The organism is Pseudomonas sp. CBS (genome assembly GCF_024734645.1).
In the GTDB taxonomy this organism is placed as follows: domain Bacteria; phylum Pseudomonadota; class Gammaproteobacteria; order Pseudomonadales; family Pseudomonadaceae; genus Aquipseudomonas.
This window is the reverse complement of record NZ_CP102929.1, coordinates 4,898,379-4,916,150: the sequence shown is the minus strand read 5'-3', so window position 1 is coordinate 4,916,150 and position 17,772 is coordinate 4,898,379. Positions and strand designations below refer to the sequence as shown.

Genomic DNA, 17,772 nt, shown 5'->3' with positions numbered 1-17,772 from the left:
CCCTAAACCCCTAGCCCACTGCCTTTGGCAACCGCTGATCAATCACCCGATACAACGCACTGCTCTCAGGCCAATTGCGCATAAACCGCGCCCGATCCTTGACATAGGCCGGGGCGAAGCTGCTCAAGGAACCATGCTGACACATCGAATCCAGGTCGATCAGTGCCCAGCGATCCTCATGCCAGAACAGGTTATGCCCCTTGAAATCCCCATGGCTGATGCGCTCGCGAATCAGCTCTGCAAACAAGTAATCCAGGGCCTGTAATTCGGCCTCGGGCGCTTCGCCACTTTCAACGTACGGCGCAAACCGCTCGATGATGTCCGGCCCTGGCAAGTATTCGGTCACCAGGTAAGCCCGGCCGCGCAGCCACAGGAAGCGCTTTTCCAGCAACGCCAGGGGCTTGGGCGTGGCGATGCCGAGGAAGGCCAGGCGATTGCCTTCGCGCCACGAATGCCAGGCCCGGCTCGGGCGCCAGAAGCGCTTGAGCCAATGGGCAAATCCCTTGATGTTGTAGCGCTTGATCACCAGCGGCCGACCACCCACCTCGACCTTGGCGACACTGGCCGCCCCGCCGGTTTTATACAGGTGGCCCTGATCCAGCAGCGCGTCAGCCTGCTCCAGCACCGGCAGCATGGCCGCTTCTTCCTCACGACGAGTCGCGCGCAAGGCGAACGGCCCGCGCACTACGCTGAACAGCGTGCACTCCCGGCCAACCTTGCTCAGGAAATCCTTCAAGCGCCAGACGCTGACCTTGCGTACCTGCTTCTGCAACGCTTCGAGCGGCAACGCGTGTTCGCCATTGCTCAGCAGGTAATACACCAGCAACTCTTCGGTAAACGGCTCGAGGTTTTTCGGCAACTGCGCGAAAAACACCCCAAGGTTTTCCAGCACACGGTTACGCGACAGCGGCTTACCCGCCTCTTCAACGCAGATCCCGGCACCATCGATCAAATACAGTTTGCCGTCCTGGCGCAGCAGGTTGTCCAGGTGCAGGTCTTCCTGCCACAGGCCCTTGGCGTGCATCTGCGCAATCGCACCCAGCGCTTCGGCGAGCACCGCTTGCTGTTCGTCAGCCAGCGGCGGCAAGTGTTCAACAGCCTGCCACGCATCAGCCAGGCTATCGGCGCCTTCCAGAAACTCGAACAGCAGCCAACCGCCCTCACCCTCTTGCAGACCATCGGCCAGCAACAGCGGCGTGGTCAGGCCTTGTTCGGCCAACAACCGCACGCCCCTGAGTTCACGCTGAAAATGCCGCGCCGCCTTGCTGCCCACCAAAAGTTTGGCCAGCACCGGGCGCCCGCGCCACACGGCTGCGCCGACATAGCGCTGGCCCGGCAATACCCGCAGCAAACTGAGCAATTGCAACTGCCCAGGCCCGGCAGCGTCTGCCAGCTCGATGCTCAAGGGCAGGCTGGGTGTACGGCCGGCATTTTTCAGTCCGGACAAACGCATCAGCGGTTCTCCTTGTGACTGCGGCGGGCCGCCAGGCGCTGGTGCCAGGTAGCGACCAACGCGCTGTCCTGCGGCTGATCCAGATACGCCGCCAACAGCTGGCGCACCTGATCGTCCGACCATTGCGGCGTACGGCGCAGCAGCGGCTCCAGATCCTTGACCCGGTCACGCCAGCCGAACAGCAGCGGGCGGGTTTTCTCCAGGTCAATCAACTGTGCCGCATACCCGTCGCCGGTGGCCTGCAGGAAAATATGCTTGGGATAAAAACAGCCATGCACCTGGCCCACACTGTGCAACTGACGAGCAAGCTGACCGCAGGCCAGCAGGATTGCCCGCTGCTGCATGTCGCTCAACTCAGACCATTGCTCCAGCAATGAATCCAGGTCATTCCAACCATCCAGCGCCCGGGTCAGCAACATCGCCCGATGCTCTCCGGCCACTTTGCGCTCACCGAAAAACGCCGCCTGCAATGCCGGAATACCCAATTGCCGATAGCGGCTGATATTACGAAATTCGCGAGCAAAGCTCGGCTCGCCAAACGGGCGATGCAAGGTGCGCGTCAGGTAGTTGCTCTGGCGCTTGAGGTAGTAGCCCTGGCCTTCAAGTTCGAGGCGAAACACGCTGCTCCAGCCGCCACGACTGGTATTGGGCTCGTCCACCGCGTCCAGTTGCTTGGCCCACAGCGCGTCGAAAGTGCCGAGGCCGTGGCGCTCAAGCAATGCTCGATCTTCGGCCGCCAGGAAATCACTCATTCTCGCCCCTCGAAAAACTTCACCACGTGGCGAATTCGCTGTTTGTCCGCCGCGCTCAGGTGCTTGCGCTGACGGTATTGCATGTAGAAGCGCAGGCGCTGGGTGGCCGACAAGTGATACTTGGCGACCTTGTCCAGGCAGGCCAGGTCCTTGGTGATACGGTATTTGAGCCAGAACCCGCGCCAGAAATCGCCGTTGGGGCAATCGATCAGGTACAGGGTTTGCTGGTCGTCCACCAACAAGTTGCGCCACTTCAAATCGTTGTGGGTAAACCGGTTGTCGTGCATGGTCCGCGTGTATTCAGCGAGCTGGCGACTGATCTTGTTGACCCACACCGGGTCGGACAGTTGCGGGTCATTGCGCTCGGCCAATGCCGACAAATCTTCGGTCTTGGGCAGCTCGCGCGTGATCATCGCCCCACGGTGATAAGCCAGGCCTTTGCGTTCCAGGCCCCAGGCGATCACGTCGGCGGTGGGAATACCCCACTTGGCGAAGCGCTTGAGGTTTTGCCATTCAGACTTGACCCGTGGCTTTCCCAGGTAGCGCCGCAGCCCCTTGCCCGCACCGACGTAGCGCTTGACGTAATAGTTGACCCCGCCGCGCTCCACGCGAATCACTTCGGACAGTGGATCACGGGTCAGCCGCTCGCCTTGCAGGGCGAACACGGCTTCCAGGCTACCAAAGTCATCCGCCAGGGCGGCGTAAGCGGGTTCCAGGTTCCAACCCGCCATCAGAGCGCATCCCCGTAGCGTTGCTTGCGGTCGTAGAGCTTGGCCGCCTTGCGTTCCAGCCAGCCCAGCAACGCGGCTTCTTCAGCGAGAATCTGGCGAAGGGGCTGCTGGAAGTAACCCTTGAGGAAGCGCAGTTTGTCGCGGCGGGTCAGGCCAATGTCCAGAGCCGAGAAGTACAGCGCGGCCAGGTCCTTGTTGCGCCAGCGCAGCGGGATCTTGGAACGTACCTGGGCGCGATGCAGGTCGATCACCGACAACTTGAAGTCATCGGCTACCAGCGGCTTGTCGGTGTGCAGCAGGAAATGGCAGATGTAGCAGTCGCGGTGGTTGACCCCGGCGCGGTGCATCATGCCGGTCATGCGCGCCACTTCGGCGATCAGCGCATGCTTGATCACAGGCGCCGGCGGCTGCTTGACCCAATCCATGCTCAGGTCTTCGAGGCTGACGGTCGGCGCCAGCTCTTCGGTGACGATGAACGAGTGCTGGTCCGCCGGGTTGCTGCCCTTTTCGCCGTAAGCCACGGCGGTCATGGTCGGCACGCCCACTTCCTGCAAGCGCTGGATCGCCAGCCATTCCTGGCCCGCGCCCAACACCGGCAACTTGGCGGTGATCAGGTTCTTGAGGATTTCGGCCCAGCCGATCCCCCGGTGGATCTTCACGAAAAAGCCGTGGCCGTCCACTTCCGTACGCAAGGTACGGCGGGCATCCAGTTCACGGTACACCTGGCCGTCCAGCTTCTCGACTTCGGCGAACGCATCGCGTCCGGCCCACAGGGTCTTGAACGGTTCGGCAAGAATCAACTTCATCGGTTTGGCTCCGCCAGAATCAGGTCCGCAGCGTACTGCGGCATGCTATAGAGGTCGGCCGTCTCAGCGAAGGCCAGACCATTGCGGCTCCAGGCCGCGCGCGCTTGTGGATCGTCGAGCATATCCACCAGGTACTGGTTGAGCTGGGCCTGCTCGAACGGCTCGTCCAACACCCGGCCATTCTGGGCCTTGTCGATGTAAAACGCGTAACCGCAGACCTTGCTCACCAGCACCGGGAGGCCGGCGACCACCGCTTCGATCAGCACCATGCCGGCCGCCTCGTTGTACGCGGGGTGAATCAACAAGTCCGCGCCCAGCAGAAAACGCGGGATATCGCTGCGCCCCTTGAAGAACTGCACCTGGTCGCCCAGGCCCAGCGCAGCACTCTGCAATTGGAATACTTTGGGGTCGTCCTGGCCGATTACAAATAGCCGGGTGCGTTTCTTCAGGTTCGACGGCAGCGCGGCCACGGCTTTGAGGCTGCGATCGACGCCCTTGGTCTTGAAGCCCGAGCCGATCTGCACCAGCAGCAAATCATCTTCGGCCAGGCCGAATTCGCGACGAAACTCAGCGCGGATCTCGGCAGCGTTGGGCGGCGCGCGGCGGTCGCGGGCGATACCCGGCGGCAACAAGTGAAAACGCTCGGCCTGGGTCCCGTAATACTGGGTGAACAGCTGCTGCTGGTGCTCGGACAGCACCATGATCTGCGTCTTAGCGTGCTTGTCGAACACCGCGCGCTCGTATTCGGCAAAGTGCTTGTATCGGCCAAACCAGCGGTACATCGGGTTGCGCAGGGTCTGTGCCTTGTCTTCGAACACACCGTCGGCGGCGAAGTATAGGTCCAGCCCCGGCATCTTGTTGAAGCCCACCACGCGGTCCACCGGGCGCTTGGCCAGGTCGGCCTGGATCCAGGCGTAGAGCTTTTCATTGCGCCGATGGTTGACCAACGCCTTGACCGGCGCCACCAGCACTTCGAAGCCCGGCGGCACGTCACCTTCCCAGATCAGGGTGTAGACGCGGATCTTGTGGCCGCGCTGCTGGCACTCGAGGGCAATGCGCATGAAGTCGCGCTGCAGGCCACCAAAGGGGAAATACTTGTAGAGGACAAAAGCCAGTTGCATCAGTGTTCCTCAGCCAATAACAACGTGCTTAATCGCGTTGCGACACGCTCAGGGTTCAGGCGAGTAAAGCACAGGGGCCACTCGCGCTTGAGATCAAACCGACGCTGGTCTTCAGCCGTCGGTTGATAAGTGCATTTCTTTTGCAGGCACGGCGCACACGGGAAATCGCTGGCCAGGTGGACCTGAGCCTTGCCGTAGGCGCCGGTCAGGCCGGGATTGGTGGGGCCGAACAGGGAAATCGTCGGTACATCCAGCGCGGCCGCCAGGTGACCAAGACCGGTGTCGACTGCGACACACGCCTTGGCACTCGCCAGCACTCGCGCCACGCCCGCCAGGTTCAGCTTGGGCAGCACTTCAGCGTTCTTCAGGCCGCTGGCCAAGCGTTCAGCCCGAGCCTTTTCGGCGGCATTGCCCCATGGCAATTTCACGTCCACACCGAAGCGGTCCATGCGTTCGGCCAGGTCGCGCCAGTAGGCTTCCGGCCAGTGCTTGGTGTCCCAGGTGGTGCCGTGCAGCAGCAATACAAACGGTTTTTTCGGCGGCAGGCCCAGCAGCTTGTCGACGCTGAGGCCGTAGTCGCCCAAGCCCTTGGGAAGGTCGTAGCCCAGTGCGACGGCAAACAGCTGGCGCAAACGCTCCACCGCATGCTGCCCACGGGCCACGGCCAAACGCCGGGAATAGAAGTGCGCCGCCAACGGTTCGCGAGCCGACTGCTTGTCGAAACCGGCCACCGGGGCGCGTACGTAGCGGGTCAGCCAGGCGCTTTTCAGCAAGCCCTGGGCATCGATCACCAAGTCGTATTTGGTCGACTGCACGCTCTTTTTGAAGCGCCGCCATTCGCCACTCTTGAAGGTCTGCCAGAGGTTCTTGCGCCAGCGGCGGATCGCCACCGGGATCACCTTGTCCACCGCCGGGTGCCAGGTGGGAATCTCGGCGAAGCCTTCTTCCACCACCCAGTCAAAGCGAATGCCCGGGATCGCCCGCGCCGCGTCGGTCAACGCCGGCAAGGCATGAATCACGTCGCCCAGGGATGAGGTCTTGATTACCAGAACCCGCAACTCAGTGAACCTCGACCACGTCGCCCTGCAACCGCTGCAACGCGTCGCTGACAGGTTGCGGCAGCAATTGGCGCAGGCAGTTGTAGTGACCAAAACGGCAGGTACGGTCGAAACAAGGGCTGCAATCCAGGCCCAGACGCACCACTTCGACCTTGTCGGCCAACGGTGGGGTAAACCCGGGAGATGTCGAGCCGTACACCGCCACCAGCGGGCGGTTCAGCGCCGCGGCCACGTGCATCAGGCCGGAGTCGTTGGACACCACCGAGTCGGCGCAGGACAGCAAGTCGATGGCCTCGGCCAGGGACGTGTCGCCGCTGAGGTTGACGGCTTCTTCCCGCAGGCCCGGGATCAGGCGCTGGCGAATATCCTCGCCCACCGAATGATCGTTTTTCGAGCCGAACAGCCAGACTTGCCAGCCTTCGCGAATCTTCATCTCCGCGACCTTGGCGTAATGCTCCGACGGCCAGCGCTTGGACTCACCAAACTCGGCGCCAGGGCACAGCGCCAGCACCGGACGGTCCAGCTCCAGGCCAAACTTCGCCAGGGCCGCATCCCGGGTGACCGGGTCGATTTGCAGGCTCGGACGCGGATAAGGCGTCGGCAACTCGGCACCCGGCGCGTAGGCCAGGGCCATGAAGCGCTCGATCATCAACGGGTAACGGGCCTTGTCGAGCTTGCGTACGTCGTTGAGCAGGCCATAGCGAAACTCGCCACGCCAGCCGGTGCGCTTGGGAATACCGGCGAAGAACGGCACCAGTGCCGACTTCATTGAGTTGGGCAACAGGATCGCCTGATCGTACTGGCCGGCCAGGGACTTGCCGATACGTCGACGGGTCGCCAGTTCCAGCGCGCCGTGGCCGAGCGGGAAGCTCAAAGCCTGACGCACCTCGGGCATACGCTCAAGAATCGGCCGGCTCCACTCGGGGGCGAGCACGTCGATTTGGCAGTCGGGATGGCGTTGTTTCAGGCACTGGAACAGTGTCTGTGCCATCACCATGTCACCGACCCAACTGGGCCCAACGATCAGAATATTCATGTAGTTTCCACAAACGATACGGGGAGGCTCATGCCTCCCCGCCTTATATAATGTTCAGCTTAACCCCAGTTCATGCCAGATTCGCTGCACCTGGCGCCGTTCGTCAGCGAACTGGTCCCCGGTAACTGTCCCGGCCTCGTTCTGCAAGGCCTGGCGGTGAGCGGCGGAACGGTAGGCTTTATACACCTCGCGCAGCAAATGGGCATCGGCGGCGGGCATCAACCCGACCTGCTCCAGCCCTTCCAGAATGCGGATATTGTCGGTGTAGCGCAGCAACGTTGGATGCTGCGCAGACCACGCCAAAGCCGCGTATTGCACCATAAATTCAATATCGACGATACCTCCGGCGTCCTGCTTGAGGTCGAACGCCACCGTGGGTTCGAAAGCATTCGCCGCCGTTCCCGCCGCCGTGGACTTGGTGCCGAGGTTGTCGCGCATCTTGGCGCGCATCTCGCTGACCTCCTGGCGCAGTTTGTCCAGGTCCTGCGCGCGGCCCAGCACTTGCGCCCGCACCTGCTCGAAAGCACGACCGACATCCTGACTGCCCACCAGCACCCGCGCACGTACCAATGCCTGGTGCTCCCAGGTCCAGGCTTCGTTTTCCTGATAGCGCGCAAAGGCGCCCAGGGAACTCACCAGCAAACCGGATGCGCCCGAAGGCCGCAGGCGCATGTCCACCTCATACAACTGCCCGGAGTTGGTCTGGGTGGTCAGCAGGTGAATGATCCGCTGGCCCAGCCGGGTAAAGAACTGCGCGCCGTCAATCGGCTTGGCGCCGTCGGTTTCCGCTTGGGGATCACCGTCATGGATAAACACCAGGTCCAGGTCCGAACCATGCCCCAATTCAATGCCGCCGACTTTCCCATAACCGACAATGATGAAGCCAGGATCGCACAAGGTGCCGTCCACCCGCTGCGGCGAACCGTGACGGGCGACGGTCTGGCGCCAGGCCAGGGCCAGCACTTGTTCAAGGATGGCTTCGGCAAGCCAGGTCAGGTAGTCGCTGACCTTCATCAGCGGCAGGCTGCCGGCGATTTCCGAGGCGGCCACCCGCAGGCGGTGCGCCAACTTGAAGTGACGCAGGGCTTCCATCTGCTGTTCAAGGTCGTCTTCGGGAATACGCGTCAGGCGCTCGCGCAATTCGGCGGCCAGTTCCGGCGCCAGCGGCGGCTTGAACAGGCGGCCTTCGTTGAGCAATTCGTCCAGCAGCAGCGGGAAGCGGGTGATCTGTTCGGCAATCCACGGGCTGGCGGCGCACAGGGTCAGGAGGCGACGCAGGGCGTCGGGGTTTTCCGTCAGCAGCACCAGATAAGCGGAACGCCGGGCGACGGCCTCGACCAAAGGCAGGACGCGCTCCAACACCAGATCCGGGTTGGCGTGCTCGACAGCCTGGGCCAGCAGACGTGGGATAAACGCATCCAGGCGCTCGCGACCCAATCGCTGCATGGCACGCAACTGTGGACTGCTGCGCAGGCCGGCCAAGGCTTTCAAGGCCTTGGGCGCGTCGGCAAAACCGCCCTCCTGCAACTGTCGGCAAGCCGCTTCTTCGTCCTGGGACTCCTCCCACAACGGCAACCACTCGCCGCCCACCACGAACTCGCTCTCTTCGCCCTCTTCTTCATCCGGGTCGGCAATCACCTGGCGGAAATGCCAGTCAACTCGCCCACGCCAGTACATCAGGCGCTCATGGAACGCGGTCCAGTCCGGGAAGCCCATCATGAAGGCAATCCGCGCCTGGTCTTCGGTACCGTCCGGGAGCATTTGCGTCTGGCGATCGGCAATCGCCTGGATCGCGTGCTCGGTATAGCGCAGGAATTCATAGCCATCGCGCAGCTCGGCAATCACCGCCGGTGGCAGGTAACCCTGACCTTCCAGGGTGCCCAGCACTTTTAACAGCGGGCGTTGTTGCAGGCTCAGGTCGCGGCCCCCGTGGATCAGCTGGAACGCCTGGGCGATAAATTCAACTTCACGAATGCCGCCCGAGCCCAGCTTGATGTTCTCGGCCATGCCCTTGCGCCGCACTTCCTGCTGGATCAACTGCTTCATGGTGCGCAGCGCTTCGATGGCGGAGAAGTCCAGGTAACGCCGGTAGACAAACGGTCGCAGCATGTCGAGCAGTTGCGCGCCGGCCACTTGGTCACCGGCCACTACCCGCGCCTTGATCATGGCATAGCGTTCCCAGTCGCGGCCCTGGTCCTGGTAGTACTGCTCCAGCGCATTGAAGCTGAGCACCAGCGCCCCGGCTGAACCGTAGGGCCGCAGACGCATGTCGACGCGGAACACAAAGCCGTCGACGGTCATCGGGTCCAGGGCCTTGATCAGTTTTTGACCAAGGCGGATGAAGAACTCCTGGTTGTCCAGCGAGCGCTTCACGCCGACCGTGTCGCCGCCTTCGGGGTAGGCAAAGATCAGGTCGATATCGGACGACAGGTTCAACTCCACGGCGCCGAGCTTGCCCATGCCGAGGATGACCATGTGCTGCGGTTCGCCACTGCGACGGCCGGTGGGCGTGCCGAACAAGGCGCAGTGGCGCTGGTACAACCACTGATACGCCTGGTCGATGCTGGCGTCGGCCATATCCGATAGATCACGGCAGGTTTGCACCAGGTCCGCCTGTCGGGTCAGGTCGCGCCAGATGATCCGCACTTGCTGGCGGGTGCGCTGGCGGCGCAGAACGCGGCCCAGTTCGTCTTCTGTCTCGGCTTGTTGCACGGCCGTTGCAATCTGCCCGCACAGCTCGCCGGGCGCAAAGCTGCGGTCCAGTTCGCCCCAGGCCACCAGTTCGAGCAACATCAAAGGGTCACGAACACTCTGTTCAATGACGAAATCACTGGCGGCGCACACACGGGCGAAGTCAGCCCAACGTTGCGGCGTCCACTCAGAAAGGCCATTATCGCCGTCCAATCCGGCCACGGCGTCACGAAATGACTGCTCGGCCCGCTTGGCAAATGGAAGCAGGATGGCCGGTAGTTCGGCCTGCATTGGAAGGCTCATGGTCTATCCTTGATCGGCGCGTAAAGGGCTTGTAGCTGTGAACGCAAGAACCACGCTCGGTGAAGGACTGTCGAACAAAGGTTAGAAATAGCTGAAAATTTTTCTTTTTTGGCAGTCAACATCAAATCTCTACCCTTTCTTGTTCGCAAAAGATCAACAATAACGATTATGCTCGCCAGCTAGACCGAGCAATCCGCTCAGTCTTGTGTAGTTTTACTACTCGTATATACATTCGAAAGGCTGAAATGGCCGACGATTTGTAGTAAAACTACAGGACGCCGAAGCAACCTTCGGCCATCCAAGAATTTATGTCGTCTGCCCACAAGGCCAGTCGCAAACTTCAGGCAACCGATTCTGGTAGCCTTTCCGCCCTGGAGCAAGCCATGCAAGACCTCGATCCCGTCGAAACCCAGGAATGGCTGGACGCCCTGGAATCGGTTCTCGACAAAGAAGGCGAAGACCGTGCTCACTACCTGATGACCCGTATGGGCGAACTCGCGACCCGCAGCGGCTCGCAACTGCCCTACGCCATCACCACGCCGTACCGCAACACCATCCCGGTAACCCACGAAGCACGCATGCCTGGCGACCTGTTCATGGAACGCCGCATTCGCTCGTTGGTACGCTGGAACGCCATGGCGATGGTAATGCGCACGAACTTGAAAGATTCTGACCTGGGCGGTCACATCTCCAGCTTCGCTTCCAGCGCAACCCTGTATGACATTGGCTTCAACTACTTCTTCCAGGCCCCGACCGAAGAACACGGCGGCGACCTGATCTACTTCCAGGGCCACACCTCGCCAGGCGTCTACGCCCGTGCGTTCATGGAAGGCCGCATCACTGAAGAACAAATGAACAACTTCCGCCAGGAAGTCGACGGCCAGGGCCTCTCGTCCTATCCGCACCCTTGGCTGATGCCTGATTTCTGGCAGTTCCCGACGGTATCCATGGGCTTGGGCCCGATCCAGGCGATCTACCAGGCACGCTTCATGAAGTACCTGGAAGCCCGTGGTTTCATCCCTGAAGGCAAGCAGAAAGTCTGGTGCTTCCTGGGCGACGGCGAGTGTGACGAGCCGGAATCCCTGGGCGCCATTTCCCTGGCCGGCCGCGAGAAGCTGGACAACCTGATCTTCGTCATCAACTGCAACCTGCAGCGCCTCGACGGCCCGGTTCGCGGCAACGGCAAGATCATCCAGGAACTCGAAGGCGTGTTCCGTGGTGCTCACTGGAACGTGACCAAAGTCATCTGGGGCCGTTTCTGGGATCCACTGTTGGCCAAAGACGTCGACGGCATCCTGCAACGCCGCATGGACGAAGTCATCGACGGCGAGTACCAGAACTACAAAGCCAAAGACGGCGCGTTCGTACGTGAACACTTCTTCAACACGCCAGAACTCAAGGCGATGGTTGCTGATCTGTCCGACGACGAAATCTGGAAACTCAACCGTGGCGGCCACGACCCGTACAAGGTCTACGCGGCGTACCACGAAGCGGTCAACCACAAAGAACAACCGACCGTCATCCTGGCCAAGACCATCAAGGGTTATGGCACCGGTGCCGGCGAAGCGAAGAACACTGCGCACAACACCAAGAAAGTCGATGTCGACAGCCTGAAGTTGTTCCGCGACCGCTTCGACATCCCGGTCAAGGACGAAGAGCTGGAGAACCTGCCGTTCTTCAAGCCGGAGCCAAACAGCGCCGAAGCCCGCTACCTCAGCGAGCGTCGCACTGCACTGGGCGGTTTCGTGCCACAGCGCCGCGCCAAGAGCTTCAACATTCCGACTCCGCCACTGGATACCCTCAAGGCTATCCTGGACGGCTCGGGCGACCGTGAAATCTCCACCACCATGGCCTTCGTGCGGATCCTCGCGCAGCTGGTCAAGGACAAGGAAATCGGCTCGCGTATCGTGCCGATCATCCCGGACGAAGCCCGTACCTTCGGTATGGAAGGCATGTTCCGTCAGTTGGGCATCTACTCCTCCGTCGGCCAGCTCTACGAGCCAGTCGATAAAGACCAGGTGATGTTCTACAAGGAAGACAAGAAGGGCCAGATCCTCGAAGAAGGCATCAACGAAGCGGGCGCCATGAGCTCCTTCATCGCTGCCGGTACGTCGTACTCCAGCCACAACCAGCCGATGCTGCCGTTCTACATCTTCTACTCGATGTTCGGTTTCCAGCGTATTGGCGACCTGGCTTGGGCAGCAGGCGACAGCCGTACCCGTGGCTTCCTGATCGGCGGTACTGCCGGCCGGACCACGCTGAACGGCGAAGGCCTGCAACACGAAGACGGCCACAGCCACATCCTGGCGGGCACCATCCCGAACTGCCGCACCTTTGATCCAACCTACGGCTATGAGCTGGCGGTGATCATCCAGGACGGCATGAAGAAGATGACCGAAGAGCAGCAGGACGTTTTCTACTACATCACCGTGATGAACGAGTCCTACCAGCAGCCAGCCATGCCGGCCGGTGTCGAGGAAGGCATCATCAAGGGCATGTACCTGCTCGAAGAAGACACCAAGGAAGCCGCTCACCACGTGCAACTGATGGGCTCCGGCACCATCCTGCGCGAAGTGCGTGAAGCTGCAAAAATCCTGCGTGAAGAGTTCAACGTCGGTGCTGACGTATGGAGCGTTACCAGCTTCAACGAACTGCGTCGCGACGGCCTGGCCGTAGAGCGCAGCAACCGTCTGCACCCAGGCCAGAAGCCTGCGCTGACCTACGTCGAAGAGTGCCTGGCTGGCCGTAAAGGTCCGGTTATCGCCTCTACCGACTACATGAAACTGTTTGCTGAACAAATTCGTCAGTGGGTACCGTCCAAGGAATTCAAAGTCCTGGGCACCGACGGTTTCGGCCGTAGTGACAGCCGTAAAAAGCTGCGTCACTTCTTCGAAGTCGACCGTCACTTCGTGGTGTTGGCAGCCCTGGAAGCCTTGGCTGACCGTGGTGAAATCGAACCCAAGGTGGTAGCAGACGCTATCGTCAAGTTCGGGATCAACCCGGAAAAACGCAACCCACTGGACTGCTGAGGAGACTTTCTGTGAGCGAACTCATTCGCGTACCTGACATCGGCAGCGGTGAAGGTGAAGTAATTGAACTGTTTGTGAAGGTCGGCGACACCGTCGAAGCCGACCAAAGCATCCTGACCCTGGAATCGGACAAGGCGAGCATGGAAATCCCTGCTCCCAAAGCCGGCGTGGTCAAAAGCCTGAAAGTGAAGCTGGGCGATCGCCTGAAAGAAGGCGACGAACTGCTTGAGCTGGAAATCGAAGGTGCCGCTGATGCGGCCCCTGCGGCGGCCGCTCCTGCTGCTGCCCCGGCTCCTGCCGCCGAGAAGCCTGCCGCTGCTGCCGAGGCCCCTGCGGCTCCGGCCGCTGCACCTGCCGCCGAAACAGTCCAGGACATTCATGTTCCGGACATCGGTTCGTCGGGCAAGGCCAAGATCATCGAGCTGCTGGTTAAGGTCGGCGACACCGTCGAAGCTGACCAGTCGCTGATCACCCTGGAGTCCGACAAGGCCTCCATGGAAATCCCTTCGCCGGCTGCCGGCGTGGTGGAAAGCATCGCCGTGAAGCTGGAAGACGAAGTCGGCACTGGCGACTTCATCCTCAAGCTGGAAGTAGCAGGCGCTTCGGCTCCTGCTGCCGCACCCGCTCCAGCCGCCGCCGCTCCGGCCGCCAAGGCAGAAGCCGCACCAGCGGCTGCCGCGCCTGCGCCTGCTGCAAAAGCCGAGGCCGCACCGGCTCCGGCGGCTGCACCTGCGCCAAGCGGTGCCAAGGTTCATGCCGGCCCTGCCGTGCGCCAACTGGCCCGTGAATTCGGCGTCGAGCTGAGCGCGGTAACTGCCAGCGGTCCTCACGGTCGCGTGCTGAAGGAAGACGTGCAGGTTTACGTCAAATCCATGATGCAGAAAGCCAAGGAAGCCCCGGCTGCCGGCGCTGCTACCGGTGGCTCGGGCATTCCGCCGATCCGCACTGTCGATTTCAGCCGCTTCGGCGAAATCGAAGAAGTGCCGATGACCCGCCTGATGCAAATCGGCGCGGCCGGCCTGCACGCCAGCTGGCTGAACATTCCGCACGTGACCCAGTTCGACCAGGCCGACATCACCGACCTGGAAGCTTTCCGCGTTGCGCAGAAAGCCGTGGCCGAGAAGGCCGGCGTGAAGCTGACCGTGCTGCCCCTGCTGCTCAAGGCTTGCGCGCACCTGCTCAAGGAACTGCCGGACTTCAACAGTTCGCTGGCGCCAAGCGGCAAGGCGATCATTCGCAAGAAGTACGTGCACATCGGCTTTGCCGTCGACACTCCGGATGGCCTGCTGGTACCGGTCATCAAGAACGTCGACCAGAAGAGCCTGCTGCAGCTTGCCGCTGAGGCTGCTGCACTGGCTGCCAAGGCCCGTGACAAGAAGCTCACCCCGGACGACATGCAGGGCGCGTGCTTCACCATCTCCAGCCTCGGCCACATTGGCGGTACTGGCTTCACGCCAATCGTCAACGCGCCGGAAGTGGCGATCCTGGGTGTTTCCAAGGCCACTATCCAGCCTGTGTGGGACGGTAAAGCGTTCCAGCCGAAGCTGATGCTGCCACTGTCGCTGTCCTACGATCACCGCGTGATCAACGGCGCGGCTGCCGCACGCTTCACCCAGCGCCTGAGCCAGTTGCTGAACGACATCCGTACCATTCTGCTTTAAGCCTCAACAGGTCTCCTGCACACGCAGGAGACCTGGCTTCACCGATTTCCGAGCGCCACGCTCGTACCTCAACCCCGCCAATTGGCGGGGCTTTTTTTGCCTGCTTTTCCTGTTCCTCTGTAGGAGCGAGCTTGCTCGCGAAAATCCTTAACATTAACGCTGGCACCCTGAATGAACGCGGTGCCTGGACGTTTTTCGCGAGCAAGCTCGCTCCTACAGTTGGGGTCGTATCTGGCGTTGAAAAAGCCATCGGTCACCCCGGTTGTAGAAAACCGTTCGCTGGCCGATAACCCACTTATAGCACTTAGCCTTCATCCTCTCTTGTCAGCCCGTGCCGCATGATGCAACCTTGCCGCAGGCAACAGTAAAGAGGGCGTGAGCCCGGCGCGAAGCGCATTTTTCCAAGCGAGTTCCCCCATGAAAAGCCAACCCGATGTCGCCCGTACGGCGGCCGAGGTAGTGACGCAATTACCGGTGCCTTCGCGCCTCGGTATGCTGCGTTTCGAGCGGCTTAATGAGGCAAGCTGGGCCCTGCTGTACCTCGACCCCAATTGCGAACGCCAATTCGGCCTGTCCGCCGTTGAACTGTGCGCCCTGATCGGCTCGCCCTACGCCAGCCTGATGGAGCCCCAGGCACGCTACCAGTTGCATGATGCGATCCAGCAACAGCTGACCATCAGCCCACACTACCTGGTGCGCTACACGCTGCACACCAATGACGGCCCGTTAAGCCTGCTGGAGCTGGGTGAGGCCTACAAACAGCACAATCGCCACCTGCTGCGTGGCTACCTGATGGTGGTCGATGGCCTGTTCAGTGATATTTCGCTGGCCCCTGCCGTGGATCTCGAAAGCCAGAACAGCCGCTTGCAGATCGCCCTGGAACTCAACCAGCGCGCCCAGCAGGAACAACTGCAACACCTTGAGCGGGTGCGCGCCCAGCAGGAACTGATTCTGTTGCTGGCCCGTCAGCGCTACAGCACCAACAACTCCCTGCAAGAAGCCGCCGAGCTGATCACCCGCAGTGCCTGCGATATCTATCAGATCGACTGCGCCAGTATCTGGAACCTCGAAAACCAGCACCTGGTGCCGATTTCCGCCTATCACCGTGCCGATCAGCAGCACCACCTGCCAGAGCCTATCGATGCCAGCGGCTTCCCGGATTACCTGGAAGCCCTGCAAACCAGCCGCGCCATCGATGCCAACAACGCCCTGCGCGACCCACGCACCCGGGAAATGGTCGAGAGCCTGCGCCCGCGGGACATCCACGCGATGCTCGACGCCAGCATCCGGGTCGATGGCAACGTGGTCGGGGTGTTGTGCCTGGAGCAAAGTGGCAGCACCCGCGTCTGGCAGTCCGACGAGATCGCCTTTGCCGGCGAGCTGGCCGACCAGTTCGCCCAGGTGATCAACAACCACAACCGCCGCACCGCCACCAGCGCCCTGCACTTGTTCCAGCGGGCCGTGGAGCAAAGCGCCAATGCGTTCCTGCTGGTCAATTGCGACGGCGTGGTGGAATACGTCAACCCCAGTTTTACCGCGATCACCCAGTACAGCACCGATGAAGTCCACGGCCACCAGCTGTCGGAACTGCCGGCGCTGGAGAACCTCAGCGAGCTGCTGTTCGACGCGCCGTCGAGCCTGGCCAAGAGCAACAGTTGGCAAGGCGAGTTCAAGAGCCGGCGCAAAAACCTCGAACCCTACTGGGGCCAGTTGTCGATCTCCAAGGTCTATGGCGACAACCGTGAGCTGACGCATTACATCGGCATCTACGAAGACATCACCCAGACCAAGCTGGCCCAGCAGCGCATCGAGCGCCTGGCCTACACCGATAACCTGACCAACCTGGGCAACCGCCCGGCGTTCATCCGCAACCTGGACGAACGCTTTGCCCGGGACAGCGACAGCCCCATCAGCCTGCTGCTGGTGGACATCGACAACTTCAAGCGGATCAACGACAGCCTCGGCCACCAGACCGGCGACAAGCTGCTGATCAGCCTGGCCCGGCGCCTGCGCAACAGCCTGACGGCCAGCGGTAGCCTGGCGCGGTTTGCCAGTAACGAGTTTGCCGTGCTGCTGGACGATACCGACCTTGAAACCGGCCAGCAGGTCGCCAGCCAATTGCTGGCCACCCTCGACAAGCCGATGTTCGTCGACAACCAGCTGATCAGCGTCACCGGCTCCGTGGGCCTCGCCTGCGCGCCGCTGCATGGTCGCGACCCGCAGACCCTGATGCGCAACGCAGGCCTGGCGCTGCACAAGGCCAAGGCCAACGGCAAACACCAGGTCCAGGTATTTACCGAGGCGCTGAACGCCGAGGCCAGTTACAAGCTGTTCGTGGAAAACAACCTGCGCCGCGCCCTGACCCAGAACGAACTGGACGTGTTCTACCAGCCCAAGCTGTGCCTGCGCAGCGGCCGCCTGCTGGGGATGGAAGCTTTGTTGCGCTGGAACCATCCGGAAAAGGGCATGATCCGCCCCGACCAATTCATCAGCGTGGCTGAAGAGACCGGACTGATCATCCCCATCGGCAAATGGATCGCCCGCCAGGCCTGCCGCATGAGCCGACAACTGACCGCTGCGGGCCTGGGCAAACTGCAAGTGGCAATCAACCTGTCGCCCAAGCAGTTTTCCGACCCGGACCTGGTGGCCTCGATTGCCACGATCCTCAAGGAAGAACAGCTGCCCGCCAACCTGTTGGAACTGGAGCTGACCGAAGGCCTGCTGCTGGAAGCCACCGAAGACACCCGCCTGCAACTCGACCAACTGAAGAGTTTTGGCCTGACCCTGGCCATGGATGACTTCGGCACCGGTTACTCGTCGCTCAGCTACCTGAAAAAATTCCCGATCGACATCATCAAGATTGATCGCAGCTTTATTCATGAAATCCCGGACAACCAGGACGACATGGAAATCACCTCGGCGGTGATCGCCATGGCTCACAACCTCAAGCTCAAGGTGGTGGCCGAAGGCATCGAGACCGCCGAACAGCTGGCGTTCCTGCGCCGTCACCGTTGCGACGTCGGCCAGGGCTACCTGTTCGACCGGCCAATCCCGGGGTCCGAGCTGATCGAGAAGCTTAAACGCTACCCTCGCGGGCCAATCGCCTGACAGCGCGGTAACACTCGGGCAAA

General features: G+C 61.5%; 11 protein-coding genes. 3 read left to right on the top strand and 8 right to left on the bottom strand.

What is annotated here, in order from left to right; translation table 11 throughout:
• Positions 1 to 10: 10 nt before the first annotated feature.
• Genes NVB75_RS22480 through glnE form a run of 8 tightly spaced genes read right to left on the bottom strand, consistent with a single transcriptional unit; the run spans position 11 to position 9,951 of the window.
• Complete coding sequence (locus tag NVB75_RS22480) at positions 11 to 1,453, bottom strand: lipopolysaccharide kinase InaA family protein (protein WP_258343383.1); 1,443 nt, start codon at positions 1,451 to 1,453, stop codon at positions 11 to 13.
• A complete protein-coding gene (locus NVB75_RS22475) occupies positions 1,453 to 2,205 on the bottom strand; it encodes a lipopolysaccharide kinase InaA family protein (protein ID WP_258343381.1) in 753 nt (250 codons plus the stop codon). Before NVB75_RS22475 ends, NVB75_RS22480 begins: the two co-directional genes overlap by 1 nt.
• Positions 2,202 to 2,936 (bottom strand): lipopolysaccharide kinase InaA family protein, encoded by a 735-nt coding sequence (locus NVB75_RS22470; RefSeq protein WP_258343379.1) that lies wholly within the window; start codon positions 2,934 to 2,936, stop codon positions 2,202 to 2,204. Before NVB75_RS22470 ends, NVB75_RS22475 begins: the two co-directional genes overlap by 4 nt.
• A complete protein-coding gene (gene rfaP, locus NVB75_RS22465; RefSeq protein ID WP_063033425.1) occupies positions 2,936 to 3,742 on the bottom strand; it encodes a lipopolysaccharide core heptose(I) kinase RfaP in 807 nt (268 codons plus the stop codon). The genes NVB75_RS22470 and rfaP overlap by 1 nt, the downstream gene beginning before the upstream one ends.
• Entirely contained in the window at positions 3,739 to 4,863 is a 1,125-nt protein-coding gene (locus NVB75_RS22460) for a glycosyltransferase family 4 protein (RefSeq protein ID WP_063033426.1), read from the bottom strand. Before NVB75_RS22460 ends, rfaP begins: the two co-directional genes overlap by 4 nt.
• The gene (gene waaC, locus NVB75_RS22455; protein WP_017478297.1) at positions 4,863 to 5,921 is read right to left on the bottom strand and encodes a lipopolysaccharide heptosyltransferase I; all 1,059 of its coding nucleotides are present in this window, start codon (positions 5,919 to 5,921) and stop codon (positions 4,863 to 4,865) included. The genes NVB75_RS22460 and waaC overlap by 1 nt, the downstream gene beginning before the upstream one ends.
• 1 nt (position 5,922) lies before the next feature.
• Positions 5,923 to 6,957, bottom strand: a complete 1,035-nt coding sequence (gene waaF / locus NVB75_RS22450; protein ID WP_258343375.1) for a lipopolysaccharide heptosyltransferase II — start codon at positions 6,955 to 6,957, stop codon at positions 5,923 to 5,925.
• Positions 6,958 to 7,011: 54 nt separating this feature from the next.
• Entirely contained in the window at positions 7,012 to 9,951 is a 2,940-nt protein-coding gene (glnE, locus tag NVB75_RS22445; protein ID WP_258343373.1) for a bifunctional [glutamate--ammonia ligase]-adenylyl-L-tyrosine phosphorylase/[glutamate--ammonia-ligase] adenylyltransferase, read from the bottom strand.
• A gap of 383 nt (positions 9,952 to 10,334) precedes the next feature.
• Between glnE and aceE the strand changes: the two genes are divergently transcribed.
• The 3 genes from aceE to NVB75_RS22425 all read left to right on the top strand — a co-directional run bounded on the left by aceE (position 10,335) and on the right by NVB75_RS22425 (position 17,749).
• Positions 10,335 to 12,980 carry a pyruvate dehydrogenase (acetyl-transferring), homodimeric type gene (aceE, locus tag NVB75_RS22440; RefSeq protein WP_258343371.1) on the top strand — a complete coding sequence of 882 codons (2,646 nt, stop codon included), beginning with the start codon at positions 10,335 to 10,337 and terminating at the stop codon, positions 12,978 to 12,980.
• A gap of 11 nt (positions 12,981 to 12,991) precedes the next feature.
• Complete coding sequence (aceF, locus tag NVB75_RS22435; RefSeq protein ID WP_258343369.1) at positions 12,992 to 14,641, top strand: dihydrolipoyllysine-residue acetyltransferase; 1,650 nt, start codon at positions 12,992 to 12,994, stop codon at positions 14,639 to 14,641.
• A 417-nt stretch (positions 14,642 to 15,058) separates the two neighbouring features.
• Positions 15,059 to 17,749 carry a bifunctional diguanylate cyclase/phosphodiesterase gene (locus tag NVB75_RS22425; RefSeq protein ID WP_258343368.1) on the top strand — a complete coding sequence of 897 codons (2,691 nt, stop codon included), beginning with the start codon at positions 15,059 to 15,061 and terminating at the stop codon, positions 17,747 to 17,749.
• The last annotated feature ends 23 nt before the right edge of the window (positions 17,750 to 17,772 follow it).